Raw genomic sequence first — 25,983 nt, forward strand, 5'->3', positions numbered from 1 at the left:
AGCCGATTTCGCCGGTCGACGCACTGGCATCCCGAGGCAATCGGTACCATCATGCAGGGCGCCAGCGCACCCGCTCCGGTGCGCCTCAACCCACGCTGTCATCGTCCGCCTATCGGGTGTCCCATCGTCATGAGCCAACTGCCTTTTCTGCCGTTTTCCAAACCCACCATCGATGAAGCCACCATCGCCGCCGTCGGCGATGTATTGCGCTCGGGATGGATCACCAGCGGACCCAAGGTCCAGGCCTTTGAAGCCCAGCTCTCGGAATTCTTCGGCGGGCGTCCGGTGCGCACGTTCAACTCCGGCACCTGCACCATGGAAATCGCCCTGCGGATCGCAGGTATCGGCCCTGGGGATGAAGTCATCACCACGCCGATTTCCTGGGTCGCCACCGCCAACGTGATTCTCGAAGTCGGTGCCACGCCAGTGTTCGCCGACATCGATCCGGTGACGCGCAACATCGATCTGGACCAGGTCGAGGCAGCCATCACCCCCCGTACCAAGGCCATCATCCCGGTGTTCCTGGCCGGCTTGCCGGTGGACATGAGCCGCCTCTATGCCCTGGCCAAAAAACACGGCCTGCGGATCGTGGAAGACGCAGCCCAGGCCCTGGGCTCGAGCTGGGACGGTCAGCGGATCGGCGCCACTGGCGATTTCGTGTCCTTCAGTTTCCAGGCCAACAAGAACGTCACCTCGTCCGAGGGCGGCTGCCTGGTGCTGAACACCCCGGAGGAAGTGCGCCTGGCCGAGAAGTACCGCCTGCAAGGGGTCACCCGCACCGGCTTCGACGGTCTGGACGTGGATGTGCTGGGGGGCAAGTTCAACATGACCGACGTCGCGGCGGCCATCGGCCTGGGGCAGTTTGCCCATATCGAAGCGATCACCGCCCACCGGCGTGAATTGGCCCGGCATTACTTCGAGTGCTTTGGCAGTGATTTCCAAGCCCGCTATGGCGCCCAGTTGCCACCGGCGGACTTCACCCACAGCAACTGGCACCTGTTCCAGCTGGTGCTGCCCGAACGCCAGGACGGCAAGCCGGCCCGTGCCACCTTCATGGAGCAGATGCAGGAACGGGGGATCGGCATCGGCTATCACTACCCGCCGATTCATTTGCTGAGCCTGTACCGCGAGCGCGGCTTCAAGGAGGGGATGTTCAAGGTGGCGGAGCGAGTCGGTCGACTGATCGTCTCGTTGCCCATGTTCACCGCCATGAACAAGGGCGATGTGGAACGTGCGGTGGCCGCGGTAAAAGAGGTGCTGCAGCCTTAAAGGCCGAGCTGCAGAAGCATCTGCCGGCACGCCTGTCCCCGTATCCGGGCAGGCGTGCTGGCGGCATGGGCTTATTCGCCGATGGCGGCCTGGTAGCCTGCGGCGTCCAGCAGCTTGTCCAGATCAGCCGGGTTGCTCGGCTTGAGCTTGAAGATCCAGGCACCGTAAGGATCGCTGTTGAGCAGCTCGGGGCTGGCGCTCAGCTCTTCGTTGACCGCGATCACTTCACCGGCCACCGGAGCGTAGATGTCGGAAGCGGCTTTCACCGACTCCACCACACCGGCCTGGTCCCCTGCCCCAAACACGGTGCCGACTTCCGTCAGCTCGACGAACACCACGTCGCCCAGGGCTTCCTGGGCGTGATCGCTAATACCCACGGTCACACTGCCGTCGGCTTCCAGACGGGCCCATTCGTGACTATCGGCAAAACGCAGGTGGGCAGGGATATCGCTCATGTTCTGTGTCCTCAAGAATAAGTGTCAGCGGCGCAATGCCGGCTGTAATGGGTTAGATCAAGGTCTTGCCATGGCGCACGAAGGTCGGTTTGACCACCCGGACCGGGTACCACTTGCCACGGATTTCCACTTCGGCACGGTCGCCGGTAGCCATCGGCACCCGCGCCAGTGCGATCGATTTGCTCAGCGTAGGGGAGAAACTACCACTGGTGATCTCACCTTCGCCAACATCGGCGATGCGAACCACCTGGCGCGCCCGTAAAACCCCGCGCTCTTCCAGCACCAGGCCGACCAGTTTCTGCTTCACGCCACCGGCTCGCTCGGCCTCCAGGGCAGTACGGCCGATGAATCTGCGCGAGGCCGGTTCCCAGGCGATGCTCCAGGCCATGTTCGCTGCCAGCGGCGATACATCCTGGTGAATGTCCTGGCCATAGAGGTTCATCCCGGCTTCCAGGCGCAGGGTGTCCCGGGCGCCCAGGCCGATGGGCGAGATCCCCGCCCCTACCAGGTCGTTGAAGAATGCCGGGGCCTGCTCGGCGGGCAGGACGATTTCCAGACCGTCCTCGCCGGTGTAGCCGGTGCGGGCAATGAACCAGTCGCCATCGCAACGGCCTTCGAAGGGCTTGAGTTGTTGAATCAGGGCGCCCCGTGACTGGCTCACCAGCTCGGCGATCCGGCTGCGCGCCTGGGGCCCCTGGATCGCCAGCATGGCCAGCTCCGGGCGTTCGTGCAGTTGCACCTGGAAGTCCCCACGCTGCGCCTGCATCCAGGCCAGGTCCTGCTCCCGGGTGGCGGCGTTGACTACCAGGCGATAGGCGTCTTCAAGGCGGTAGACGATCATGTCGTCGACGATACCGCCGCGCTCATTGAGCATGGTGCTGTACAGCGCCTGGCCGGGGCTCTGCAGGCGCTCGACATCATTGGCCAGCAACTGCTGGAGCCAGGCCTTGGCCTGGGCACCGCCGACATCGATCACGGTCATGTGGGATACATCGAACACACCGCAATCACGTCGCACCTGATGGTGTTCCTCGACCTGTGAGCCGTAGTGCAAGGGCATATCCCAACCGCCAAAATCGACCATTTTCGCGCCGAGGGCGAGATGCAGGTCATACAGAGGCGTACGCTGTCCCATGGGTTTCTCCTTCCGGGCGTGGCGAGGGTGCGGACTGGCGCTGCAAGGGTGAAAGCCTTGATATGTATGGCTTACAGCCGATCTCAGCGTCCCGGCCAAACAACAGACCGCACCGAATGCCGCGCATTGTAGCCGCAAGGTGGAGGGCTGGCACCTAACCGATTCGATGGGCCGAGCGACGAATCAGCCCAATCACCGGTAGCAGCCCCACCAGCACCAGGGTCAGCGCCGGCAATGAAGCACGCGCCCACTCCCCCTCACTGGTCATCTCGAAGATCCGCACCGCCAGCGTGTCCCAGCCGAACGGGCGCATCAGCAAGGTGGCGGGCATTTCCTTGAGCACATCGACAAACACCAGCAAGGCCGCGCTCAAGGTCCCGGGCAGCAGAAGCGGCAGATACACTTTGAAAAACAGTCGTGGACCGCCAACCCCCAGACTGCGAGCCGCTTCGGGCAATGACGGGCGAATTCGCTCCAGGCTGTTTTCCAGAGGCCCGTAGGCCACCGCGATGAAGCGCACCAGATACGCCAGCAGCAACGCCGCCAGGCTGCCCAGCAACAGCGGCTTGCCCGCCCCGCCCAACCACCCCGACAACGGAATCACCAGCTCCCGATCCAGGTAGCTGAAGGCCAGCATGATCGACACCGCCAGCACCGAGCCGGGCAAGGCATAACCCAGGTTGGCCAGACTGACCCCGGCGCGAATGCCCCGGGTCGGCGCCAGACGCCGGGCGAAAGCCAGCAGCAGAGCCACGCTGACAGTGATCAGCGCCGCCATGCCGCCCAGGTACAGGGTGTGGATGATCAGCCCGGCATAGCGCTCATCCAGGTCAAAGCGCCCACGCTGCCAGAACCACACCAGCAATTGCAGCAGGGGGATCACGAAGGCACAGGCGAACACCAGCAGGCACCAGCCCGTGGCCGCCGCGGCCTTGAGCCCCTGCAAGTGATACAGGGCCTTGCCCCGGGGCCGCTCGTTGCCCGTGCGGCTGGCGCCCCGGGCACGTCGCTCGCCGTACAGCACCAGCATCACCGCCAGCAACAACAGGCTGGCCAGTTGCGCAGCGCTGGAGAGGCTGAAGAAGCCGTACCAGGTCTTGTAGATGGCGGTGGTGAAGGTATCGAAATTGAACACCGACACCGCGCCGAAATCCGCCAGGGTTTCCATCAGCGCCAGGGCCACCCCGGCACCGATGGCCGGTCGCGCCATGGGCAGCGCCACCCGCCAGAACGCTTGCCAGGGCGACTGGCCGAGCACCCGGGCAGCCTCCATCAGGCCCTTGCCCTGGGCCAGGAAAGCATTGCGTGCCAGCAGGTAGACATAGGGATAGAACACCAGCACCAGTACCAGGATCACCCCGCCGGTGGAGCGCACCCTGGGCAGGCGCAGGCCGCTGCCGAACCACTCTCGCAGCAGGCTTTGCACCGGGCCGGAGAAATCCAGCAGGCCGACAAAGACAAAGGCCAGCACATAGGCCGGGATTGCGAACGGCAGCATCAGCGCCCAGTCCAGCCAGCGCCGCCCGGGGAACTCGCAGAGGCTGGTGAGCCAGGCCAGGCTCACCCCCAGCAGCGTGACGCCAAGCCCGACCCCCAGTACCAGGGTCAGAGTGTTGCTCAACAACCGTGGCATCTGCGTATCCCATAGATGGGACCAGATCTGCGGGTCGATCGCCTGCCAGGACAACAGCAGCACACTCAGCGGTAGCAGGACCAGGGCCGCGACGGCAAAGACCAGGGGATACCAGCGGCGTTGGGCAGGATGGGCCACAAAAAACTCTCGGGCAGGTGGAACAGACAAAGGCGCTTGCAGATTGTGCGGATGGCAAGGGCGCTTGCTCCCTCGTCCCAACAGCCCAGCCGCTAAAGAAAACGCCCCGCAAAAGCGGGGCGCAGTATAACGGCAGGCTCAGTTCCAGCCAGCGCGGTCCATCAAGCGGATCGCTTCGGCCTGGCGCTTGCCGGCAATTTCAACCGGCAGGGTATCCGCCACGAACTTGCCCCAGCTGGCCACTTCCGCGGAAGGCGCCACCGCCGGGTTGGCCGGGAACTCCTGGTTGACGTCGGCGAAGATCTTCTGCGCTTCAAGCGTGGTCATCCACTCCACCAGGGCCTTGGCGGCTTCAGGGTGCGGCGCATGCCGGGTCAAGCCGATGCCCGACAGGTTGACGTGCACCCCACGGTCGCCCTGGTTCGGCCAGAACAGTTTCACTGCCAGGTTCGGCTTCTGCTTGTGCAGGCGGCCGTAGTAGTAGGTGTTGACGATGCCGACATCGCATTGCCCGGCGTTGATCGCATCCAGCACCGCGATGTCATCGGAGAACACGTCGGTGGACAGGTTGTTGACCCAGCCCTTGATGATCTCTTCGGTCTTTTCGGCGCCGTGAGTCTCGATCAGGGTGGCAGTCAGCGACTGGTTGTAGACCTTCTTCGCAGTGCGCAGGCACAGGCGGCCTTCCCACTGCTTGTCCGCCAGGGCTTCGTAGGTGGTCAGTTCGGAAGGCTTGACCCGGTCGGTGGAGTAGGCCAGGGTCCGCGCCCGCAGGCTCAGGCCGGTCCAGGCGTGGTTGGATGAGCGGTATTGCAGAGGAATGTTGCTGTCGATGACCTTGGAGGTGAACGGCTGCAGGATGCCCATCTGCTCGGCCTGCCAAAGGTTGCCGGCGTCCACGGTCAGCAACAGGTCGGCGGTGGCGTTCGAGCCCTCGGCCTTGATCCGCTGCATCAGCGGCGCTTCCTTGTCGGTGATGAACTTGATCTTCACCCCGGTCTTCTGGGTGTAGGCATCGAATACCGGCTTGATCAGCTCATCGATACGCGAGGAGTAGACCACAACTTCATCGGCGGCGTAGGCGGTGCCGCCGATGAGTGTGAGTGCCAGGGCGGTCAGTAGACGCTTCGGTGCCAACATGGGAGCGGTCTCTCGATTTCAAAGTGAAGCGAAATGATAAGGACTCCCATTTGCCATCTCAACCGAACCCGGCGTTGAGGAGTTACCAGATGTTGCGCGAGGGCGCCAGGGCACAGGACACCCTGCGCCGGGCGCCGGCTAGGCCCTGGCCAGTTCCGGCAGGTCGCCACTCAGGCCCAGGGCCTGGCGCACGAAGACGGCTTTGGCTTCGGGCATCTGGTCGATCACCTTGAGCCCGGTATTGCGCAACCAGCGCATTGGCAGCGGATCGGCCTGGAACAGCCGCTCGAAGCCTTCCATGGCCGCCATCAGCGCCAGGTTGTGGGGCATGCGCCGACGCTCGAAGCGGCTCAGTACCTTGACCTCGGCCAGGCGCTCGCCACGACTGGCGGCTTGCAGCAGCACCTCGGCCAGCACCGCGGCATCGAGAAAGCCCAGGTTGACCCCCTGCCCCGCCAGCGGGTGGATGGTATGGGCGGCGTCGCCGATCAGGGCCAGGCCTTCGGCCACGTAGCGCTTGGCATGCCGCTGGCGCAGTGGCACGCAGAGCCTTGGATCGGCGGCCAGCACAGTGCCCAGTCGACCTTCGAAGGCACGCTCCAGTTCGGCACAGAATGCCTCGTCGTCCAGGGCCATCAGGCGTTCGGCCTCAACAGGCGTGGTAGACCAGACGATGGAGCACCAATCGTGCTGCCCGTCCCGCACCAGGGGCAGGAACGCCAGCGGGCCGGTGTCGGTAAAACGCTGCCAGGCTGTCAATTGGTGAGGCTGGCTGCTGCGCACGCTGGTGACGATGGCGTGGTGCAGATAATCCCACTCGCGAGTGGCGCAACCGGTGAGACGGCGCACGGCCGAGTTGGCACCATCGGCAGCGATCACCAATGGCGCGCGCAGGACCCGACCGTCGGCCAGGGTCAGCAGCCAGTCATCACCGGAACGGCGCATCTGCTCCAGTCGCGCATTGGCCAGCAGGCCGATGTCGCATTCATGCAGCCGCTCGAGCAAGGCATCCTGGACCACGCGGTTCTCGACGATATGCCCGAGGACATCGGCATGCACACTGGCGGCCGAAAAGTGGATCTGCCCGGTGCCGCTGCCGTCCCAGACCTGCATGTCGCAATAGGGGCTGCTGCGGCGCCGGGCGATCCCGTCCCAGGCACCCAGGCGCTGCAGGATCCGCTGGCTGGCTGCCGACAAGGCGCTGACTCGGGGCTCGAACGGCGCCTGGGCATCGAAGGGTTTGACATTCAGGGAGCCGCCATCGAGCAGCAGCACTTCCAGTCCGCTGCCCTGCAATGCCAACGCCAAGGCACTGCCGACCATTCCGGCTCCGACAATCAGCACATCTGCGCGCATTTCCATGCTTTAGGCCTGTCTCGCTTGCGGCTTGCGCCGCACGTAAAGGGTTTTATCGACCCGCGCCACCAGGGTGCCGGAGCCATCATGAATCTCCACCTGCAACTGCGGCAGGTATTTCTCGTCATTGGCGGTCTGCCGGCGGATCTCGTCGAGCAACGCCTGATCGATGTTGAACCGGGCGAACACCGGGCCCTTGCCCGGAGCGATGAAATCAATGGCCGCAGCCTTGTCCCAGACGATGTAGTCGCGCCCCAGGTTCTCCATCAGCATCAGCATGAAAAACGGGTCCACCATCGAATACAGGCTGCCGCCGAACTGGGTCCCGACATAGTTGCGGTTGTACCAGCCCAGGCCCATGGCGACCTGGGCTTCACGGAAATCCGCGCTGATGTGCCGCACCCGCACACCCGCCCCCAGATAGGGTGGGTACAGGCTGAGCAACCAGCGCAACAAACGTGCCTTGCCGACACGCCGGGTCAACCAGTCACGCATCCGGACGGGTACCCAGGCCCATGGCCTGACGGGCGAACCAGCGCTTGGCTGGAGGCAGCAGGTCCAGCCCCAGCAGGCCCAGATTGCGCCCCACCGACAGCAGAGGCAGCTTGCTGCCGAACAATCGCGTGACCTGGTCGGAGAACCCCACGGTCAGGTCCTGGTCCAGGCGCTGGCGCTCGCGGTAGGCCTGCAACACCGAGAAGTCCCCCGGCGTCCGCTCGCTGGCCAGCAAGGCATCCGCCAGAGCCTGGGCATCGCGCAGTGACAGGTTGAAACCCTGGCCGGCAATCGGATGCAGGCTGTGGGCGGCATTGCCCAGCACCACCAGGTGCGGACGCACCTGTTCTTCGGCCTCTACCAGTGACAGTGGGTACAGGTGCCGCGCGCCGACTTGCTTGAGGGTGCCCAGGCGATAGCCGAACACACCCTGCAACTCGCTGAGGAAGGCCCGCTCGTCCAACTCGGCCAGGCGCTGCGCATCCATGCCCTGGCGGGTCCAGATCAGTGCGCAGCGATTCTCCGGCAGCGGCAGCAAGGCCATCGGGCCGTCATCGGTAAAGCGCTCGAACGCCATGCCATTGTGGGCTTCGCTGGGGGTGATGTTGGCGATCAGCGCGCTCTGGTTATAGGGGCGGTGCTTGACCCCGATGCCCAGTTGCTCGCGCAGCCCGGAGCGTCCGCCGTCGGCGAGCACCGCCAGGTCGCATTCCAGGGTGGTTTCATCATTGAGGGTCAGGCGATAACCGCCTTGCAGCGGCTCCAGGCGAGTGACCTCGGCCGGGCAGCGCCAGCTGATCACGTCCTTGTCCAGGCCCTGCCACAGGCATTGGCCGAGCCAGGCGTTTTCCACTACATAGCCCAGGGCCGGGACGCCCTCTTCCATGGCCGACAGGCGCGCGGTGGAAAACCGCCCACGGTCGGACACGTGAATCTGCTTGATCGGCTCGGCGCGTCGGGAAATCGACTGCCACAGGCCCAGGCGCTGATAGATCTGCCGGGCGCCGAAGGACAGGGCCGAAGAGCGGGCGTCGTAGCTGGGCTGGAAGCTGTCGCCCGGGGCAAAGGGCTCGATCAGCACGATCTTCCAGCCCCGGGCCTTGGCTCCGGCCTGCAGCGCCAGGGCCAGGCTGGCGCCTACCAGGCCGCCGCCAATGATCGCCAGATTGACCCGGCTCATGCCACACCACCCTGGGCTGCGGCCATCAGTGCCTCAATCTCGGCAACACGCTTGGGCACGCCACCGGTCAGAATTTCACAGCCCTGCTTGGTCACTACCACGTCGTCCTCGATGCGCACGCCAATGCCGCGCCATTTCTTCGCTACCTGCTGGTTGTCCGGGGAGATATAGATGCCCGGCTCGACGGTCAGCGCCATGCCGACCTCCAACACCCGCCACTCGCCGCCGACCCTGTATTCGCCGACATCATGTACATCCATGCCCAGCCAGTGACCGGCACGGTGCATGTAAAACGCCTTGTAGGCCTCACTGGCAATCAGCTCGTCGACCTCACCTTGCAGCAGGCCGAGCGTCACCAGGCCGGCGGTGATCACCCGAACCGTTGCCTCATGGGCCTGGTTCCAGTGCTTGTTCGGGGCAATCTCGGCAAAGGCCGCTTCCTGGGAAGCCAGCACCAACTCGTAGATCGCCCGCTGCTCAGGCGAGAACTTGCCATTGACCGGCCAGGTCCGTGTGATGTCGCTGGCGTAGCAATCGATCTCGCAGCCGGCGTCGATCAGCACCAGGTCACCGTCCTTGAGCACGGCGTCATTCTGCTGGTAATGCAGGATGCAACTGTTGCGCCCGGACGCGACGATGGAGCCATAGGCCGGCATCTTCGCCCCGCCCTTGCGGAACTCGTAATCCAGTTCGGCCTCCAGGCTGAATTCATGCAGGCCGGCACGGCTGGCCTGCATTGCCCGGATATGGGCCTGGGCGGAAATCCGTGCCGCCTCGCGCATCACCTTCACTTCTGCCGCCGATTTATACAGGCGCATGTCGTGCAGCAGATGATCCAGGGCAACGAATTCGTTCGGTGGCTGGGCGCCAAGGTGGGCTTTGGAGCGGATCACGTTGATCCAGTCCATCAGGTGGCGATCGAACTCAGGGTTGCTGCCCATGGCCGAGTAGACCCGGTCACGCCCTTCGATCAGGCCCGGGAGGATGTCGTCGATATCGGTGATGGGGAAGGCATCATCGGCACCGTAGTCACGGATTGCTCCTTCCTGGCCGGCCCGCAGACCGTCCCAGAGCTCGCGTTCGGCATTGCGCTCGCGGCAGAACAGCAGGTACTCGCCATGCTCGCGACCGGGTATCAGCACGATCACGGCCTGGGGCTCGGGAAAGCCACTGAGGTACTGGAAGTCGCTGTCCTGGCGGTAGACATGCTCCACGTCGCGATTGCGAATGGCCACGGCCGCAGCCGGCAGGATCGCGATGCTGTTGGGTTCCATCTGCGCCATGAGCGCCCTGCGGCGACGGCCGTATTCCGATTTCGGGATATGAATCATGGGCAGACAGAATTCCCTGTCGATCAGTGCAGAGAAGGCTTGGCAGCCGGTGCAACGGTCTTGTTGGTTTCGGTGAACAGCAGCAAGGGGGCAACCCGCAGGTACTCCATCACTTCCATGTAGTCGCTTTCGCCGTCCTCGGATTCTTCCAAGGCGTCCTGCACCTGGGCAATCGCTGCAAGGTCCTGCAACACTTCCGTGGCCTCCGTGCTCAGGGCACTGCTGTCACGGGAATTGAGGCCGAAACCGGCGAGGAACCCCTGGCACCACTGGCCCAGGGCCGCGGCACGCTCGGTCAGGGGCGCATCATCGCTGGGCAGCAGCAGGACCACGGTCATGTCATCGCTGGTGAGCTCGCCCTTGACCATTTCCTGCAGGCCAATCAAGGCGTTGCGTACGTTGTCTTGCGGCTCGCCTTCGAGCAGTTCGGCGGCGTCCACCAGCCAGCCATCGACCTCGAAGCCGGCACCGGCGCAACTGCGCCCCAGCAACAGGCCGTGCAATTCGGCAGGGGAAACAGGATGACCGCTGCTGCTGAGCAGGGTGGCGAAGGCGTTATACGGGGAATTCTGAATGGGCATGGGCAGCTAGGCGCCAGGCGGCGCAATGTCTAGAATGAAGGCCTTGTATCGTAGGGCGTGTCATCATTCATTGCCAGCGCCGTGTTGTGCCTTGCGCCCCGCTACAGAGGTCCGCAGGGCCTTGGGCGACCGACAGATTACCGACCGGACAGCGCCCGATGCGCCAGGATTATTCACCCCGTCCAGACGCTGCCCAGCCAGTTGCCACTCATCAGACCAACTTCAGTGGGACACAATGGAAGACACCGACCTGCACGCACTGATGGCCAGACTCGAGCTGCTTATTACCCGGGTCGAGCAACTAAAGAGTCAAAACGCACTCTTATTAGCTCAGGAAAAGACCTGGCGCGAGGAACGCGCGCACCTCATTGAAAAAAACGAAATCGCCCGGCGTAAGGTCGAATCGATGATTTCGCGCCTCAAGGCCCTGGAGCAAGACTCATGAGTTCAAGCAATAGCGTTACCGTGCAGATCCTCGACAAAGAATATTCGATCATCTGCCCCCAGGAAGAACGCAGCAACCTGGTCAGCGCCGCCCGCTACCTGGACGGCAAGATGCGCGAGATCCGCAGCAGCGGCAAAGTCATTGGTGCCGATCGCATTGCGGTCATGGCCGCGCTGAACATCACCCACGACCTGCTGCACCGCCAGGAGCGCCCGGACGTGCAGGCCAATGCAACAACCCGTGAACAGGTGCGCGACCTGCTGGAGCGTGTTGACCTGGTCCTGGCCACTGATTCGGACACAAGCAAAGCTGATTCCTGACAGCGGTTGCGGTATACTCCCGCCACTCCCTGGGGTGCTTGCCAGTTGGCGATGTCCCTGAGCCGATTCGCACTACCCTGGAAGTTGCACGTTGGGCTGGTGTGCATGTCCGCTAGACGGAAAGCCTTAAAGCCTGCTGCATCTTCCGCCTTGAACTTTCGGGTTCAAGGGCTAAGTCGACAGCGGTTCGCCTGGGGAGCCTGAATTGTCAGCCAATGCCAGTTATCCATGCTGGCATTGGTTTTTCCGGGTAGGCTGTTCTGCCAAATCCGACCTTCTCATAGCCTCTTTCATGACCGAACCTGCGCCGCTTTCCCGCCCGCAACTTCGCCGCATGCTGCGCAAGGCCCGCCGCGCCCTGAGCCCTGCCGAACAACGCCAGGCAGCCCTCGGCCTGTACCGCCAACTGGCACAGGACCCGGTGTTTCGTCGGGCCCGGCACCTGTCCCTGTATCTGCCCACCGACGGTGAAATCGACCCGCGCCTGCTGCTGCGTGCCGCCCAGCGCCGGGGCAAGGCCACCTACCTGCCGGTGCTCAGCGCCTGGCCCCGGACCAAGATGGTTTTCCAACGCATCCTCCCGGGAGAAACGCTTCGGCCCAATCGTTTTCGCATTCTCGAGCCCCGGGTCAATTGCGCGCGGCAACGCAAGGTCTGGGCCCTGGACCTGGTGCTGCTGCCCCTGGTTGGCTTTGATGAAGAAGGTGGACGCCTGGGGATGGGTGGCGGCTTTTATGACCGCAGCCTGGCCTACCTTGCGCGGCGCCAGAACTGGCGCAAGCCGAAGCTGCTGGGGCTGGCCCATGAATGTCAGAAAGTCGGAAAGCTGGACCAGGCCAGTTGGGATGTACCCTTGCAGGGAACGGTGACGGATCGGGGCTGGTACTTCGCTCGATAGGTGCCGCGTTCGATCAGCGGCACCCGAGATGGTTCAGCGCTTGAAAGGCTGCGGCTGCTGTTGTGCGATTTCGATGGGGGCATCGGTCTTGCTTGCCCACAAGCTCTGCGCATAACCGGTGGTCACAACGCCCAAACCGAACAAAATAACCAAAATCCATAGTAAATCCGGTTGGCGTTTCATCGATTGCCCCCCCTCGGGCAAGTCACACACGATGACAGCAACGGTTCTAACAACGGCCCGTGCAGCAGCGTCAAGCTTAAAATCCCGGCATTCTGCGATAACGTGAACCGACACGCAAACGCTGACGTCAACCGACCGTCGGTTTGTCATAAAATTGCCCGACAACCTGCCCAATCACCCTTTGGAGGGTAAGCAAGATGGCCTATTGGCTGATGAAATCCGAGCCCGACGAGCTCTCGATCCAGGGTTTGCAGCACCTCGGCCAAGCCCGCTGGGACGGAGTGCGCAATTACCAGGCGCGCAACTTCCTGCGCGCCATGGCGGTAGGCGACGAATTCTTCTTCTACCACTCCAGCTGCCCGGAACCGGGTATCGCCGGCATTGGCCGGATCATTCGGGCCGCCTACCCGGACCCGACCGCCCTGGAACCGGACAGCGTCTATTTCGACCCCAAGTCCAGTGCCGAGAAGAACGCCTGGAGCGCGATCGACGTGGCCCATGTGGAGACCTTCGGCAAGGTCCTGCGCCTGGACTACCTCAAGCAGCAATCAGCCCTCGCCGAGTTGCCCCTGGTGCACAAAGGCAGTCGCCTGTCGGTGATGCCGGTCAGCGCCGATCAGTGGGCGGCCATACTCGCTCTGCGTTGAGTACAAGCCCTGGGCGCCGGGACAGCGCAGCCTCAAAGACCCAGGCTTCAGCGCATTTTTGTCCTGATCACCATGCAGCCTGCGGACAATAGGGTTAGGCTTGGCCCTTTCATTTGACGAGCATCAAGCTAGCAAGAGCCTTGCTTCGTCAGACTAGGACGCTATTGCCGCAGGACGCAGAACACATGTCGACGAACCACCGTTCTTCCCGCCTTTTTGCTGTTTCCCTCCTGATTCTGTTGGTTGCCGCCGGTGGCTTCGGTTACTGGAAGTCCCTGCAGGATCGCCTGCCCGAAGGGCTGAGCATGGGCAATGGTCGACTCGAAGCCACCGAAGTGCAGATCGCCAGCAAGATCCCCGGGCGCCTGGCAGAAGTGCGGGTCAATGAAGGCGACAAGGTGCTCCAGGGCCAGTTGCTGGCGCGCATGGACACCCGCACCCTGGAAGCCCAGCGCAGCCAGGCCGAGGCCGAGGTGGTGCGAGCCCGGGAAAACCTGTCCGCAGCAGAAGCCAATGTGCAACTGCGCCAGAGCGAACTGCTGCTGGCCAACCAGGAACTCAAGCGCTCCCAGGAACTGTTCAAGCGCGGCTTCGCCAGCCAGCAGATCATCGATCAGCAGCAGGCCCGACTGAACACCGGCAACGCCGCGGTGCTGGCTGCCCAGGCCCAGGTCGCGGCAGTAAAGGCCGCCATCGGCGCCGCCCAGGCCCAGGTTGCCCAGCTCACCAGCGAAATCGACGACAGCAGCCTGCGGGCGCCCATCGACGGCATCATCCAACTGCGCCTGGCCGAACCCGGCGAAGTGCTGGGCGCCGGCGGCCGTGTGCTGCTGCTGATCGACCCCAACGACCAGTACATGAACCTCTACCTGCCGGCTTCGGTCACCGGCCGCCTGACCGTTGGCGACGAGTCGCGGATCCTCCTCGACGCCCTGCCCAACCAGCCCCTGCCGGCGAAGATCAGCTTCGTCGCGGCCAAGTCCCAGTTCACCCCCAAAGAGGTGGAAACCCGGGACGAACGCCAGAAGCTGGTGTTCCGGGTCAAGGTGCGCCTGACTCAACCCGCCGCCGTGCCCCAGGCCAAACCGGGAATGCCCGGCGCCGGTTATGTGCGCACCGCTCCCGTGGACTGGCCGGCCAACCTGAAATGAGCGCCCTGGCGCTGCAAGCCAGCGGGCTCAGCCATCGCTATGGCTCACAGCAGGCCCTGATCGACATCGGCTTCAGCCTGCCGGCGGGCACCCGCTGCGGCCTGATCGGCCCCGACGGCGCCGGCAAGTCGAGCCTGCTCGGGCTGATTGCCGGGGTCAAGAAACTCCAGCAAGGCGAGTTGCAAGTGCTCGGCGGCGCCATTTCCCAGCGCCGCCACCGCAGCAGCCTCTACCCGCGCATCGCCTTCATGCCCCAGGGGTTGGGGGGCAACCTGTACCCCGAACTCTCCATCAGCGAGAACATCCGCTTCTTCGCGACCCTGTTCGGCCTGCCCAAGGACGAGTGCGAACAGCGCATGCACAGCCTGCTGCTGGCCACTGATCTGCTGCGCTTCGCCGAACGTCCGGCGGGCAAGCTGTCCGGCGGGATGAAACAGAAACTCGGCCTGTGCTGCGCGCTGATCCACGAACCGGACCTGCTGATCCTCGACGAACCCACCACCGGGGTCGACCCGCTTTCGCGCCGGCGTTTCTGGGAGCTGGTGGAGGACGTGCGCCAGCAACGCCCGCAACTGACCCTGCTGGTGGCCACCGCCTACATGGAAGAGGCCGAGCAGTTCGAACACTGCCTGATGCTCGACCAGGGCCGGATGATTGCCCAGGGCCTGAGCCAGGAGCTGGCGCAAGTGACGCCCAGCGGCAAGCTGGATGACGCCTTCACCCATTTCCAGGGCGACACAGGCCATGACAATCAGCCACTGGTGATCCCGCCCCGCTGCAGCGACAACCAGGACATCGCCATTGAAGCCCACGAGCTGACCCTGCGTTTCGGCGACTTCACCGCAGTCAACAAGGTCAGCTTCGCCATCGGCCGCGGGGAAATCTTCGGCTTCCTCGGTTCCAATGGCTGTGGCAAGACCACCACCATGAAAGTCCTCACCGGGCTGATGCCGGCCAGTGAAGGCAGTGCCAAGCTGCTGGGCAACCCGGTGAACGCCAAGGACCTGGCCACCCGCAAGCGGGTCGGTTTCATGTCCCAGAGTTTCTCCCTGTATGGCGAGCTCAGCGTGCGCCAGAACCTGGAGCTGCACGCTCGCCTGTTCGACCTGCCGACCGCCGAAAGCGCTCCGCGCATCGAGGAACTGATCCAGCGCTTCGACCTCGGAGCGATTGCCGAACAACAGTCCGGCGCCCTGCCCCTGGGCCTGCGCCAGCGCTTGTCCCTGGCGGTCGCGGTGCTGCACCGCCCGGAAGTGCTGATCCTCGACGAACCCACTTCCGGCGTGGATCCGGCAGCCCGCGACGACTTCTGGCGCCTGCTGATCGAACTGTCCCGGGAACAGGGCGTGACCATCTTCCTGTCCACCCACTTCATGAACGAGGCGCAACGCTGCGACCGCATCTCGCTGATGCACGCAGGCAAGGTACTGGCTTGCGACACCCCGGCAGCGCTGCAGCAACAGTTTGCCGGCGACACTCTGGAGGCGGCCTTCGTCCGCTGCCTGGAGGAGGCGCAGGGAGCACCGGACAGCCCACCGCCTCCGGAGGCCACGGCACCGGCCAGCGCCACCGCCATCGCGCCGCCCCGCTCGGGCCTGAGCCTGGCCCGCCTGCTGGCGGTGGCCACCCGGGAAGGCAAGGAACTGCTGCGGGACAAGGTGCGCCTGGGCTTCGCCCTGCTGGGGGCGATCTTCATGATGGTGATCTTCGGCTATGGCATTTCCCTGGATGTGGAGAAACTCGCCTTCGCCGTCTACGACCAGGACCAGACGCCGCAAAGCCGCGCCTACCTGGAGGCCTTTCGCAGCTCGCGCTACTTCGAGGAAAAACCGCTCATTCGCAGCTCCGCCGAATTGCACCGGCGCCTGCAGCGCTCGGACATCAAGCTGGCCCTGGAGATCCCGCCCGGCTTCGGCCGTGACCTGTATGCCGGTCGCCAGCCGGCGGTGGCCGCCTGGCTGGATGGCGGCATGCCGTTTCGCGCGGAAACCAGCCGTAACTATGTCGAGGCCGTGCACCAGGCCAACCTGGAACGGCTGGCGGAACAGAGCAGCCCGGCCCTCAACTCCAGGCCCGCAGCCAAGCTGGAAACCCGCTTCAGGTACAACCAGGACGTGGTCAGCGTCAACGCCATCGGCCCCGGGGTCATGGCACTGATCCTGGCCTTCATCCCGGCCATGCTCACGGCCCTGGGCATCGTCCGCGAGAAGGAGCTGGGCTCGATCACCAACTTCTACGCCACACCCCTGACCCGCCTGGAGTTTCTCCTGGGCAAGCAGGCACCTTATCTGGCGGTCAGCCTGATCAACCTGGCGTTGCTGGTGGCGATGAACCGCTGGCTGTTCGGCGTGCCCTTCAAGGGCAGCGGCCTGACCCTGGCCCTGGGCGGCGTGCTCTACGTGCTGGCCACCACCAGCATGGGGCTGCTGATCTCGGCCTTCACCCGCACCCAGATCGCGGCGATTCTCGGCACCATGATCATCACCAGCCTGCCGACCATCCAGTTCTCCGGGCTGATCGTGCCGCGCTCGTCCCTGGACGGTTCGGCAGCGATCATGGGGCAGCTGTTCCCGGCCGGGTATTTCCTCGATATCGCCGTCGGCACCTTCACCAAAGCCCTCGACCTGCGCGAGCTGTGGCCCCAGTGCCTGGCCCTGGTCGGGTTTTTCCTCGGCTTCACCGGGCTCAGCCTGGTCATGTTGAAAAAGCAGGAGGTCTGATGAATCGGCTTGCCCATATCCTGCGCCTGGGCCTGAAGGAGCTCACCAGCCTGCGCCACGACAGCGTCCTGTTGCTGTTCCTGCTGTACGCCTTCACCGTGGCCATCTACCTGCCCGCCGCCGGCTCGGTGATCGGGGTGCACAACGCCAGCGTGGCCGTGGTGGATGAAGACCACAGCCTGCTGTCGCGCCAGTTGACCGAATCCCTGCAACCCCCGGAGTTCCAGGCTCCGGAGCCACTGCCCTATGACCAGTTGGACGCGGTGATGGACAGTGGCCGGTACACCTTCGTGATCAATGTGCCGGCCAACTTCCAGAGCGATCTGCTGGCCGGACGCCAGCCCGCAGTGCAGGTCAACGTCGACGCCACCGCCATGAGCCAGGCCTTCATGGGCGCCGGCTACATTGGCCGGATCTTCCAGCGCGAGCTGCTCAACTATGCCAATCAGGCGGATGCCACGAGCCAGACCCCGGCCCTTCTGACCACCCGCGCGCTGTTCAACACCAACCTGCAAGGCGGCTGGTTTCTGGCGGTAATCCAGATCGTCAACAACATCACTATCCTGGCCATTGTGCTCACAGGCACCGCGCTGCTGCGCGAACGGGAACACGGCACCCTCGACCACCTGCTGGTACTGCCGTTGACAGCCTTGGAGATCATGCTGGCGAAGGTCTGGAGCAATATGCTGGTGGTGGTGCTGTGCACCTGGGTGTCGCTGGAGGTGATAGTCAAAGGCGTGCTGGGGGTGCCACTGGCGGGCTCCATGGGATTGTTCCTGATGGTCACCGCGCTCTACCTGTTCGCCAGCACCGCCCTGGGCATCTTCCTCGCCACATTGGCTCGCTCGACTCCGCAGTTCGGCCTGTTGGCGATTCCGGTGATCATCCCGATGCTGCTGTTGTCCGGCGGCAGCACCCCCCTGGACAGCATGCCGCAGTGGCTGCAATGGGTGATGCAGGGCTCGCCCTCGACGCACTTTGTCAGCCTCAGTGCAGCGATCCTGTTTCGTGATGCCGGGGTCAATGTGGTCTGGCCCGACCTGCTGGCCCTGGCGACCATCGGCCTGCTGTTCTTCGCCATCGCCCTGGCACGCTTTCGCAAGAGCCTGGCCTCATGACCCACACCTCGTAGGAGCCGGCTTGCCGGCGAAGGGGCCTCAGCCCTGTATCGCCCTCTCGGGCGTCTTCGCTGGCAAGCCAGCTCCTACAGCGGGCAGGCCTACTGGATGATCAGGTTGTTGAACAGCAGGTCTTCCACCACCGGCTTGCCGGTCTCGTCGTTCATCACCTGCTGCACCTGCTTGAGGGCTTCCTGGCGCAGCTTTTCCTTGGCCTCGACGTTGTTCATGGTGTCGCTGGTCTGCTGGGCGAACAAGGCCACCAACTGGTTGCGAATCAACGGCTCATTGGCCTTGACCGCCTGGGCCGAGGCATCGCCGGTCACTCGCAGTGCCACATCGGCCTTGTAGACCTTGAGTTTCGGACTGCCATCGAGGCCGTAGTTGCCCACGAATGGCGGGCTCAGGCTGATGTAGCTGACTTTCGGGGCTTCGCCTTCTTTGGCCTCTTCGGCCACGGCTGCCATGGGCAGGGAGAGGGCCAGCAGCAACATGATCCACGCTTTCACAATTCACTCCTTAATCCGGTTTGCGGCCTAGCATAAAGGCCCGTCCGCCTGAGCCCAAGCACAAGCTTATGGCTGGCTATCAGGACCGGGCATGCTCGTTGACCGCCTGATTCACACTCCTACACTTATCGGCCACCACTCCCAAAGGAATAGCCCTGATGAAAGCCGTGCTGTGCAAAGCCTTCGGCCCCGCCGAAACGCTGGTGCTGGAAGAGGTCGCAAGTCCCGTGCCGAAGAAGAACGAGATCCTGCTGGACGTGCACGCTGCGGGAGTCAACTTCCCGGACACTCTGATCATCGAGGGCAAATACCAGTTCAAGCCGCCCTTCCCCTTTTCCCCGGGTGGTGAGGCAGCCGGCGTGGTCAGCGCCGTAGGCGAAAAGATCGGCCACCTCAAGCCCGGCGACCGGGTCATGGCCCTGACCGGCTGGGGCAGCTTTGCCGAGCAGGTGGCCGTGCCGGGCTACAACGTGCTGCCGATTCCCGCCGCCATGGACTTCAACACCGCGGCGGCCTTCAGCATGACCTACGGCACCTCGATGCACGCCCTCAAGCAACGCGGCAACCTGCAACCCGGTGAAACCCTGCTGGTGCTCGGCGCCTCGGGCGGGGTCGGGCTGGCAGCCGTGGAGATCGGCAAGGCCATGGGGGCGAGGGTGATCGCCGCCGCCAGCAGCGCGGAGAAACTCGCGGTGGCCAAGGCCGCCGGGGCCGACGAGCTGATCAACTACAGCGAAACCAGCCTGAAGGACGAGATCAAGCGCCTGACCGACGGCAATGGCGCCGACGTGATCTACGACCCGGTGGGCGGCGACCTGTTCGACCAGGCCATCCGCTCCATCGCCTGGAACGGACGCTTGCTGGTGGTGGGTTTTGCCAGCGGACGCATCCCCGAGCTGCCGGTGAACCTGGCGCTGCTCAAGGGGGCGGCCGTGGTGGGCGTGTTCTGGGGTTCCTTTGCCCAGCGCCAGCCCCAGGACAACGCGGCAAACTTCCAGCAACTGTTCGGCTGGTTCGCCGAGGGCAAGCTCAAGCCGTTGGTATCTCAAGTCTATCCATTGGCCGAGGCTGCCCGAGCCATCGACGATCTCGGCCAGCGCAAGGCCGTGGGCAAGGTGGTGGTGCAGGTTCGCTGAGCCCGCCACGGTGGCGTGCTGCTGAAGATTTTCTTCCGGCTCACCCACCCCTCAGGGCATTTTCGTCTTCAATCATGGGCAGGTTTCGCTGCGGTTCGAGCGCAGCACCTTCCCCAACCAGAGGGCGAATGATGAGCATGAGGCTACGCAAGCTACTACGGGGGCTGGTGGCGCTACCGGCATTGATGATGGCCATGCACACCCCGGCGCAGGACCTTGCCCGGGATGTGCAAGGGCTGCGCAATACCACCGTGCTGATTGTTCGCCACGCGGAAAAACCTGACCAGGGCAGCGGCCTGAGCCCCAGGGGCAAGGAGCGAGCCCAGGCCTATGGGAGGTATTTTGACCCGCTGCAACTGGAAGGCCAGCGCCTGGTTCCCCAGCGCCTGATCGCTACCAGCGACAGCAAGGACAGCGCGCGCCCGCGACTGACCCTGGTACCGCTCGCCCAGCGTCTGAACCTGAACATCGAACAACCCTATGACAACAACGAGTTCGACAAGCTGGTGAAGTCCCTGGGCAAGGACAACCAGGCCCAGGTCCTGTTGATTGCCTGGCACCACGGGAAGATCTACAAGCTGATCGAGGCTTTCGGTGGCGACGGCGAGAAGTTGACCGGGCAGAAGTCCTGGCCGGAATCGGTGTATGACTGGTTGATCGTGCTGCGCTTCGACGACAAGGGACAGTTGTCTGAGTCTCGTAGCCAGAAGATCCAGGAACATTTGTTGCCGGGGGACGGCGACTGACAAACACTCCTGGGCCGCTCTGTGCAGAGCAGCTCAGCAGGCGCTCGACGTCTTGCAGCGCTTGAGCCGCGCCTCCAGGTTGCGATCCGGCATGGCGTGGCTGCGCAGGGCCTGGACGGTCTGCTCAACGTAGTCACGGGTCGTGCCATAACGCCCGCAAGCACTTTCGAACACCTGGTTCAGCACATGATCCGGTAGGTTGCCGGCGTAGCTGGGCAGGTGGCGCTCCAGCACGAACCCCAGGGCCTGCACCAGGCTGCCATCCTCAAGACGGCAGTTGAGCCAGTGTGGGCGATAGGAGGGATAGGGCATCTCACGCTGCCACAGGGCATACAGCGAAGCATCCAGTTGCTCCTCCGGCAAGCGATAGGCAAAACCGCTGCAGGAGCCGCCGCGGTCCAGGCCGAAGACCAGCCCCGGCCGCTCCGGTGTACCGCGATGTTCGTGGGACCACAGGTACAGGCCCCGATGGTAGCCATGCACGCGCCCACGCATACGCTCCACCGCCGAGCACTCAGGACGCCAGATCAATGAACCGTAGGCGAACAGCCAGACCGGGCCGCCTTTATGCCGGGACATGGTGGACTGCATGGAGTTGAGCAACTGCTCGCGAGTCAACTGCGGCCCAAGGTCGAGCCGGGGAGGATAAGCCAGATTCAGATAACTGGATTCAAGGGCTGTCATGGCGAATAGCGTTCGGCTCCCCGCGTAAAAGAAGTTACTAAATAGAACGCTTGGCAGTAACTGCAAGACACATATGTTTCAAGGCAAGTTAAGTGCCACTAGGCGCTGGCCACTTAAGTTGGAGGCATATATATAACCTACCGGCATTTATTTAATTAGATAAATACCGATGGGCTATATACAGCGTTATAACGCGGCATGCCGGCCCGATGCAGTCAGGGCCGCGGGGCGTAGGCAAACACGTCGGCGCGCATCTGATGGGCATCCATCCCGGCGTTCACCAGCGCATCCAGGGTGGCGTAGATCATCGCCGGCGAGCCGCTGGCGTAGACGTGCACCGCCGACAGGTCGGCGATGTCCTCGCAGACTGCTTCATGCAGCATGCCGCAGCGCCCTTCCCAGCCGCACAGGTCACTGACCACCTTGTGCAGGTAGAGGTTGGGCAATTGCAGCCACTCGTCCCAGTGATCCAGTTGGTAGAAGTCTTCCGGACGACGCACTCCCCAATACAGGTGCACCGGATGCTTGAAGCCCTCGGACCGGCAATGTTCGATCAGGCTGTGCATCTGCGCCATACCGGTACCGGCAGCGATCAGCACCAGCGGGCCATCCGGCAGCTCGGCCAGGTGGGTGTCACCAAAAGGCAGCTCGACCCGCGCCATGCGCGTGCGCTGCAGTTGCGCCATCAGGCTCTGAGCGCTGTTTTCACGCACCAGCACATGCAACTCCAGGTCCCGCCCGCTGTGAGGCGCCGAAGCCAGGGAGAATGCCGACTTCTCGCCATTGTCGCGTTCCAGCATCAGGTACTGCCCGGCGTGATAACGCGGCGGCTTGCCGGCCGGCGCCCGCAGCCTGACACGCCAGACGTCACCGCCAACCTCCAGGCATTCAGTAAGCTGACACGACAGGCTGCGCACCGGCAATTCTCCCAGCGCAAGGACGCCATCCCACAGCACGATGCAGTCTTCCAGCGGCTCTGCAATGCAAGTGTAGAACTCGCCGTGATCCCTCACATCGCCAGCCTGCTGCACGCTGCCCTCCACCAGCAACGCAGCACACACATGACAGTTGCCATTGCGGCAGCTCTGCGGGCATTCATAGCCCAAACGCCGCGCCGCATCGAGAATCCGCTCGCCGGGCAGCGTCTCAAGCACTGCTCCGGAGGGCTGCAAGGTTACACGCATCAATCTATTCCTAACTGATTCCAGATGGCATCGATCCGGCGGGTGACCGCCTCATCCTTGACGATGACCCGGCCCCACTCGCGGGTGGTTTCTCCAGGCCACTTGTGAGTGGCATCGAGCCCCATCTTCGAACCCAGGCCGGAGACCGGCGAGGCGAAGTCGAGGTAGTCGATCGGCGTGTTGTCGATCATCACCGTGTCGCGCTTGGGGTCCATGCGCGTGGTGATGGCCCAGATCACGTCGTTCCAGTCCCGGGCATTGATATCGTCGTCGGTGACGATAACGAACTTGGTGTACATGAACTGTCGCAAAAACGACCAGACGCCCAGCATCACGCGCTTGGCGTGCCCCGGGTACTGCTTCTTCATGGTCACCACCGCCATGCGGTACGAGCAGCCTTCGGGCGGCAGGTAGAAGTCGGTGATTTCCGGGAACTGCTTCTGCAGGATCGGCACGAACACTTCATTCAGCGCTACGCCGAGGATCGCCGGCTCATCCGGCGGCCGGCCGGTGTAGGTGCTGTGGTAGATCGGCTTGATGCGGTGGGTGATGCGCTCCACGGTGAACACCGGGAAGCTGTCGACCTCGTTGTAGTAGCCGGTGTGGTCGCCGTACGGGCCTTCATCGGCCATTTCGCCAGGATGGATCACCCCTTCCAGGATGATCTCGGCAGTGGCCGGCACCTGCAGGTCATTGCCGCGGCACTTCACCAGTTCGGTACGGTTGCCCCGCAGCAGGCCGGCGAAGGCGTATTCGGAAAGGCTGTCCGGCACCGGGGTCACGGCGCCGAGAATGGTCGCAGGGTCCGCGCCCAGGGCCACGGACACCGGGAACGGCTGGCCCGGGTGTTTTTCGCACCACTCGCGGTAATCCAGGGCGCCGCCGCGGTGGCTCAGCCAACGCATGATCACCTTGTTGCGGCCGATCACCTGCTGGCGGTAGATGCCCAGGTTCTGCCGATCCTTGTTCGGGCCCTTGGTCACCGTCAGGCCCCAAGTGATCAGCGGGCCGACATCGCCCGGCCAGCAGGTCTGCACCGGCAGCATGCCGAGGTCGACATCATCACCCTCGATCACCACTTCCTGGCACACCGCATCCTTGACCACCTTGGGCGCCATGGAAATGATCTTGCGGAAGATCGGCAGCTTGGACCAGGCGTCCTTGAGCCCCTTGGGCGGTTCCGGTTCCTTGAGGAAGGCTAGCAACTTGCCGATTTCCCGCAGTTCGCTGACGGCCTCGGCGCCCATGCCCAGGGCTACTCGTTCGGGAGTGCCGAACAGATTGCCAAGCACCGGAATGTCATAGCCTGTGGGGTTTTCGAACAACAGGGCCGGGCCTTTGGCACGCAGGGTGCGATCACAGACCTCGGTCATTTCCAGCACTGGGGACACCGGAACCTGGATGCGCTTGAGTTCACCGCGCTGTTCCAGGCCGCTGATAAAGTCGCGCAAGTCGCGATACTGCATGCTTGAGCCTCGTGTTTCGCCGTGGCGTTCAGGGCAGGCAGTTTAGCGCCGAACCCCACTGTTCAGAACAGTGAACTGCCGTTTGATCAATAATCAGATAGCAAAAAGCCGGGTTTCCCCGGCTTTCTGCGGTCCCGCTCGACTTACTTGCGTTTCATCGACAGGAAGAACTCATCGTTGGTCTTGGTCTGTTTCAGCTTGTCGACCAGGAACTCGATGGCGGCGACTTCATCCATGGGATGCAGCAGCTTGCGCAGGATCCACATGCGCTGCAACTCGTCGTCGGCGGTCAGCAACTCTTCGCGGCGGGTGCCGGAACGGTTGATGTTGATGGCCGGGAATACACGCTTCTCGGCGATCTTGCGGTCCAGGGGCAGCTCCATGTTGCCGGTACCCTTGAACTCTTCGTAGATCACTTCGTCCATCTTCGAGCCGGTTTCAACCAGCGCGGTGGCGATGATGGTCAGCGAGCCGCCCTCTTCGATGTTGCGCGCAGCGCCGAAGAAACGCTTCGGTTTCTCCAGGGCGTGGGCATCCACACCACCAGTCAGTACCTTGCCGGAGCTCGGGATCACGGTGTTGTAGGCACGGGCCAGACGGGTGATGGAGTCCAGCAGGATCACCACGTCCTTCTTGTGCTCGACCAGACGCTTGGCCTTCTCGATCACCATCTCGGCAACCTGCACGTGGCGGGTTGGCGGTTCGTCGAAGGTGGAGGCGACCACTTCGCCGCGCACGGTGCGCTGCATCTCGGTCACTTCTTCCGGACGCTCGTCGATCAGCAGCACGATCAGATGAACTTCCGGGTTGTTGCGGGTGATGTTCGACGCGATGTTCTGCAGCATGATGGTCTTGCCCGCCTTTGGCGGAGCAACGATCAGGCCACGCTGGCCTTTACCGATCGGGGCGCACAGGTCGATCACGCGACCGGTCAGGTCTTCAGTGGAACCGTTGCCGGCTTCCATCTTCATGCGCACGGTCGGGAACAGCGGCGTCAGGTTTTCGAACAGGATCTTGTTCTTGGCGTTCTCGGGACGGTCGTAGTTGATCGTGTCGACCTTGAGCAGCGCGAAGTAACGCTCGCCTTCCTTCGGAGGGCGGATCTTGCCAACGATGGTGTCACCGGTGCGCAAGTTGAAGCGACGGATCTGGCTTGGCGAGACGTAGATATCGTCCGGGCCGGCCAGGTAGGAGGCATCGGAGGAGCGAAGGAAGCCGAAGCCGTCCTGGAGGATCTCCAGCACGCCATCACCGGAGATTTCCTCACCGCTTTTCGCGTGCTTTTTCAGCAGGGAGAAAATCACGTCCTGCTTGCGCGAACGGGCCATATTTTCTATGCCCATCTGTTCGGCCAATTCGAGCAGTTCGGTAATCGGCTTTTGCTTGAGTTCAGTCAGATTCATATAGGAATGACGTAATCATTTATAGAGGGGGGAAATTAAGCTTTTGGCTTAATGAGGCCGCGCCGCAGAGAAGGCGACAGGATCGCGTACTAATTCGAAAAGGAGAGCGTCGGCGACGGCTTGCAGGGGGCACTGGAGGAACCAGTGCGGGACCGAATGTAACACCTGAGTTTCGGAGCGTCTAGCCCTCAATCACGAAAAGGCCCCGCATATTGCGGGGCCTTTTCAATCACGCCAAAACCGACAATCAGATGTTGGCGTCGAGGAATGCCGCCAGTTGCGACTTCGACAGCGCACCGACCTTGGTCGCTTCAACGTTGCCGTTCTTGAACAGCATCAGGGTCGGAATACCACGCACGCCATGCTTGGCCGGGGTTTCCTGGTTTTCGTCGATGTTCAGCTTGGCAACGGTCAGCTTGCCTTTGTAGGTTTCAGCAATTTCGTCCAGAACCGGAGCGATCATTTTGCATGGGCCGCACCACTCAGCCCAGTAGTCGACCAGTACAGCGCCTTCGGCTTTGAGTACGTCGGCCTCGAAGCTGGCGTCGCTGACGTGTTTGATAAGATCGCTGCTCATGGAATTCTCCAGGTTGTAAGCAAAAAAACGTGGCCCATCATATCTGCCCTTCCCTCGTTCAGGAAGCCGGAGATGATTGACTC

Annotated in this window: 26 protein-coding genes and 1 other RNA gene; 11 read left to right on the forward strand and 16 right to left on the reverse strand. The window is 63.2% G+C overall.

The features are described 5' to 3' along the window. Positions 1–129 precede the first annotated feature (129 nt). Positions 130–1,269 (forward strand): DegT/DnrJ/EryC1/StrS family aminotransferase, encoded by a 1,140-nt coding sequence (locus ACZ5BO_RS33545; RefSeq protein WP_464697568.1) that lies wholly within the window; start codon positions 130–132, stop codon positions 1,267–1,269. Between the two features lie 71 nt (positions 1,270–1,340). On the opposite strand, the gene gcvH is transcribed toward ACZ5BO_RS33545, so the two are convergent. From gcvH to ACZ5BO_RS33590, 9 genes are all read right to left on the reverse strand, one after another. Continuing rightward, complete coding sequence (gene gcvH, locus ACZ5BO_RS33550) at positions 1,341–1,724, reverse strand: glycine cleavage system protein GcvH (RefSeq protein ID WP_025130934.1); 384 nt, start codon at positions 1,722–1,724, stop codon at positions 1,341–1,343. Between the two features lie 52 nt (positions 1,725–1,776). Then, the gene (gene gcvT, locus ACZ5BO_RS33555; RefSeq protein ID WP_025130933.1) at positions 1,777–2,859 is read right to left on the reverse strand and encodes a glycine cleavage system aminomethyltransferase GcvT; all 1,083 of its coding nucleotides are present in this window, start codon (positions 2,857–2,859) and stop codon (positions 1,777–1,779) included. A gap of 154 nt (positions 2,860–3,013) precedes the next feature. Next, a complete protein-coding gene (locus tag ACZ5BO_RS33560) occupies positions 3,014–4,630 on the reverse strand; it encodes an ABC transporter permease (RefSeq protein ID WP_464697569.1) in 1,617 nt (538 codons plus the stop codon). A 138-nt stretch (positions 4,631–4,768) separates the two neighbouring features. Next, the gene (locus tag ACZ5BO_RS33565; RefSeq protein ID WP_464697570.1) at positions 4,769–5,770 is read right to left on the reverse strand and encodes an extracellular solute-binding protein; all 1,002 of its coding nucleotides are present in this window, start codon (positions 5,768–5,770) and stop codon (positions 4,769–4,771) included. 138 nt (positions 5,771–5,908) lie between these two features. Next, positions 5,909–7,126: a 2-octaprenyl-3-methyl-6-methoxy-1,4-benzoquinol hydroxylase gene (locus tag ACZ5BO_RS33570; RefSeq protein WP_464701420.1), complete on the reverse strand. Its 1,218-nt coding sequence runs from the start codon at positions 7,124–7,126 to the stop codon at positions 5,909–5,911. Between the two features lie 9 nt (positions 7,127–7,135). After that, positions 7,136–7,621, reverse strand: a complete 486-nt coding sequence (locus ACZ5BO_RS33575; RefSeq protein ID WP_464697571.1) for a DUF4442 domain-containing protein — start codon at positions 7,619–7,621, stop codon at positions 7,136–7,138. After that, on the reverse strand, positions 7,614–8,801 hold the full coding sequence (ubiH, locus tag ACZ5BO_RS33580; protein WP_464697572.1) for a 2-octaprenyl-6-methoxyphenyl hydroxylase: 1,188 nt from the start codon (positions 8,799–8,801) through the stop codon (positions 7,614–7,616). Before ubiH ends, ACZ5BO_RS33575 begins: the two co-directional genes overlap by 8 nt. Next, complete coding sequence (pepP, locus tag ACZ5BO_RS33585; protein ID WP_025130927.1) at positions 8,798–10,132, reverse strand: Xaa-Pro aminopeptidase; 1,335 nt, start codon at positions 10,130–10,132, stop codon at positions 8,798–8,800. Before pepP ends, ubiH begins: the two co-directional genes overlap by 4 nt. Before the next feature lie 23 nt (positions 10,133–10,155). Further along, a complete protein-coding gene (locus tag ACZ5BO_RS33590) occupies positions 10,156–10,713 on the reverse strand; it encodes a YecA/YgfB family protein (RefSeq protein ID WP_025130926.1) in 558 nt (185 codons plus the stop codon). A gap of 235 nt (positions 10,714–10,948) precedes the next feature. On the opposite strand from ACZ5BO_RS33590, the gene ACZ5BO_RS33595 reads away from it, so the two are divergent. The 4 genes from ACZ5BO_RS33595 (at position 10,949) to ACZ5BO_RS33610 (ending at position 12,376) form a co-directional block, all read left to right on the forward strand. Continuing rightward, positions 10,949–11,158 carry a TIGR02449 family protein gene (locus ACZ5BO_RS33595; RefSeq protein WP_011064144.1) on the forward strand — a complete coding sequence of 70 codons (210 nt, stop codon included), beginning with the start codon at positions 10,949–10,951 and terminating at the stop codon, positions 11,156–11,158. Then, complete coding sequence (locus ACZ5BO_RS33600; protein WP_025130925.1) at positions 11,155–11,478, forward strand: cell division protein ZapA; 324 nt, start codon at positions 11,155–11,157, stop codon at positions 11,476–11,478. The genes ACZ5BO_RS33595 and ACZ5BO_RS33600 overlap by 4 nt, the downstream gene beginning before the upstream one ends. A gap of 23 nt (positions 11,479–11,501) precedes the next feature. Next, positions 11,502–11,680: non-coding RNA, 6S RNA (gene ssrS, locus ACZ5BO_RS33605), on the forward strand. A gap of 90 nt (positions 11,681–11,770) precedes the next feature. Then, entirely contained in the window at positions 11,771–12,376 is a 606-nt protein-coding gene (locus ACZ5BO_RS33610) for a 5-formyltetrahydrofolate cyclo-ligase (RefSeq protein ID WP_025130924.1), read from the forward strand. A gap of 33 nt (positions 12,377–12,409) precedes the next feature. Here ACZ5BO_RS33610 and ACZ5BO_RS33615 read toward each other — a convergent pair whose 3' ends face one another. After that, positions 12,410–12,559, reverse strand: coding sequence for a hypothetical protein (locus tag ACZ5BO_RS33615; RefSeq protein ID WP_015637431.1), 150 nt, complete (start codon positions 12,557–12,559; stop codon positions 12,410–12,412). Between the two features lie 197 nt (positions 12,560–12,756). Here ACZ5BO_RS33615 and ACZ5BO_RS33620 point away from each other — a divergent pair, with 197 nt between their 5' ends. The 4 genes from ACZ5BO_RS33620 (at position 12,757) to ACZ5BO_RS33635 (ending at position 18,195) form a co-directional block, all read left to right on the forward strand. Continuing rightward, the gene (locus ACZ5BO_RS33620; protein ID WP_464697573.1) at positions 12,757–13,206 is read left to right on the forward strand and encodes an EVE domain-containing protein; all 450 of its coding nucleotides are present in this window, start codon (positions 12,757–12,759) and stop codon (positions 13,204–13,206) included. A gap of 185 nt (positions 13,207–13,391) precedes the next feature. Beyond that, positions 13,392–14,357: an HlyD family secretion protein gene (locus tag ACZ5BO_RS33625; RefSeq protein WP_464697574.1), complete on the forward strand. Its 966-nt coding sequence runs from the start codon at positions 13,392–13,394 to the stop codon at positions 14,355–14,357. Then, entirely contained in the window at positions 14,354–17,077 is a 2,724-nt protein-coding gene (rbbA, locus tag ACZ5BO_RS33630) for a ribosome-associated ATPase/putative transporter RbbA (protein WP_464697575.1), read from the forward strand. The genes ACZ5BO_RS33625 and rbbA overlap by 4 nt, the downstream gene beginning before the upstream one ends. Next, positions 17,077–18,195 (forward strand): ABC transporter permease, encoded by a 1,119-nt coding sequence (locus ACZ5BO_RS33635; protein ID WP_025130920.1) that lies wholly within the window; start codon positions 17,077–17,079, stop codon positions 18,193–18,195. Before rbbA ends, ACZ5BO_RS33635 begins: the two co-directional genes overlap by 1 nt. 101 nt (positions 18,196–18,296) lie before the next feature. On the opposite strand, the gene ACZ5BO_RS33640 is transcribed toward ACZ5BO_RS33635, so the two are convergent. Further along, positions 18,297–18,704 (reverse strand): flagellar basal body-associated protein FliL, encoded by a 408-nt coding sequence (locus tag ACZ5BO_RS33640; RefSeq protein WP_025130919.1) that lies wholly within the window; start codon positions 18,702–18,704, stop codon positions 18,297–18,299. A gap of 158 nt (positions 18,705–18,862) precedes the next feature. On the opposite strand from ACZ5BO_RS33640, the gene ACZ5BO_RS33645 reads away from it, so the two are divergent. Together ACZ5BO_RS33645 and ACZ5BO_RS33650 are read left to right on the forward strand one after the other, a co-directional pair. Beyond that, on the forward strand, positions 18,863–19,840 hold the full coding sequence (locus tag ACZ5BO_RS33645; RefSeq protein WP_464697576.1) for an NADPH:quinone oxidoreductase family protein: 978 nt from the start codon (positions 18,863–18,865) through the stop codon (positions 19,838–19,840). 131 nt (positions 19,841–19,971) lie between these two features. Further along, positions 19,972–20,586 (forward strand): flagellar basal body-associated protein FliL, encoded by a 615-nt coding sequence (locus ACZ5BO_RS33650; protein WP_464697577.1) that lies wholly within the window; start codon positions 19,972–19,974, stop codon positions 20,584–20,586. A gap of 33 nt (positions 20,587–20,619) precedes the next feature. Here the strand turns inward: ACZ5BO_RS33650 and ACZ5BO_RS33655 are convergent, their stop codons facing one another. From ACZ5BO_RS33655 to trxA, 5 genes are all read right to left on the reverse strand, one after another. Next, a complete protein-coding gene (locus ACZ5BO_RS33655) occupies positions 20,620–21,270 on the reverse strand; it encodes a gamma-glutamylcyclotransferase (protein ID WP_025130916.1) in 651 nt (216 codons plus the stop codon). Between the two features lie 215 nt (positions 21,271–21,485). Then, positions 21,486–22,454 carry a CDP-6-deoxy-delta-3,4-glucoseen reductase gene (locus tag ACZ5BO_RS33660; protein WP_025130915.1) on the reverse strand — a complete coding sequence of 323 codons (969 nt, stop codon included), beginning with the start codon at positions 22,452–22,454 and terminating at the stop codon, positions 21,486–21,488. Continuing rightward, positions 22,454–23,920 (reverse strand): 4-hydroxy-3-polyprenylbenzoate decarboxylase, encoded by a 1,467-nt coding sequence (ubiD, locus tag ACZ5BO_RS33665; RefSeq protein ID WP_025130914.1) that lies wholly within the window; start codon positions 23,918–23,920, stop codon positions 22,454–22,456. The genes ACZ5BO_RS33660 and ubiD overlap by 1 nt, the downstream gene beginning before the upstream one ends. Positions 23,921–24,063: 143 nt before the next feature. Continuing rightward, positions 24,064–25,323, reverse strand: a complete 1,260-nt coding sequence (gene rho / locus ACZ5BO_RS33670; protein WP_007926725.1) for a transcription termination factor Rho — start codon at positions 25,321–25,323, stop codon at positions 24,064–24,066. A 247-nt stretch (positions 25,324–25,570) separates the two neighbouring features. Further along, positions 25,571–25,900, reverse strand: coding sequence for a thioredoxin TrxA (trxA, locus tag ACZ5BO_RS33675; RefSeq protein ID WP_003206727.1), 330 nt, complete (start codon positions 25,898–25,900; stop codon positions 25,571–25,573). Positions 25,901–25,983 lie beyond the last annotated feature (83 nt).

Source organism: Pseudomonas sp. FFPRI_1 (assembly GCF_055384485.1).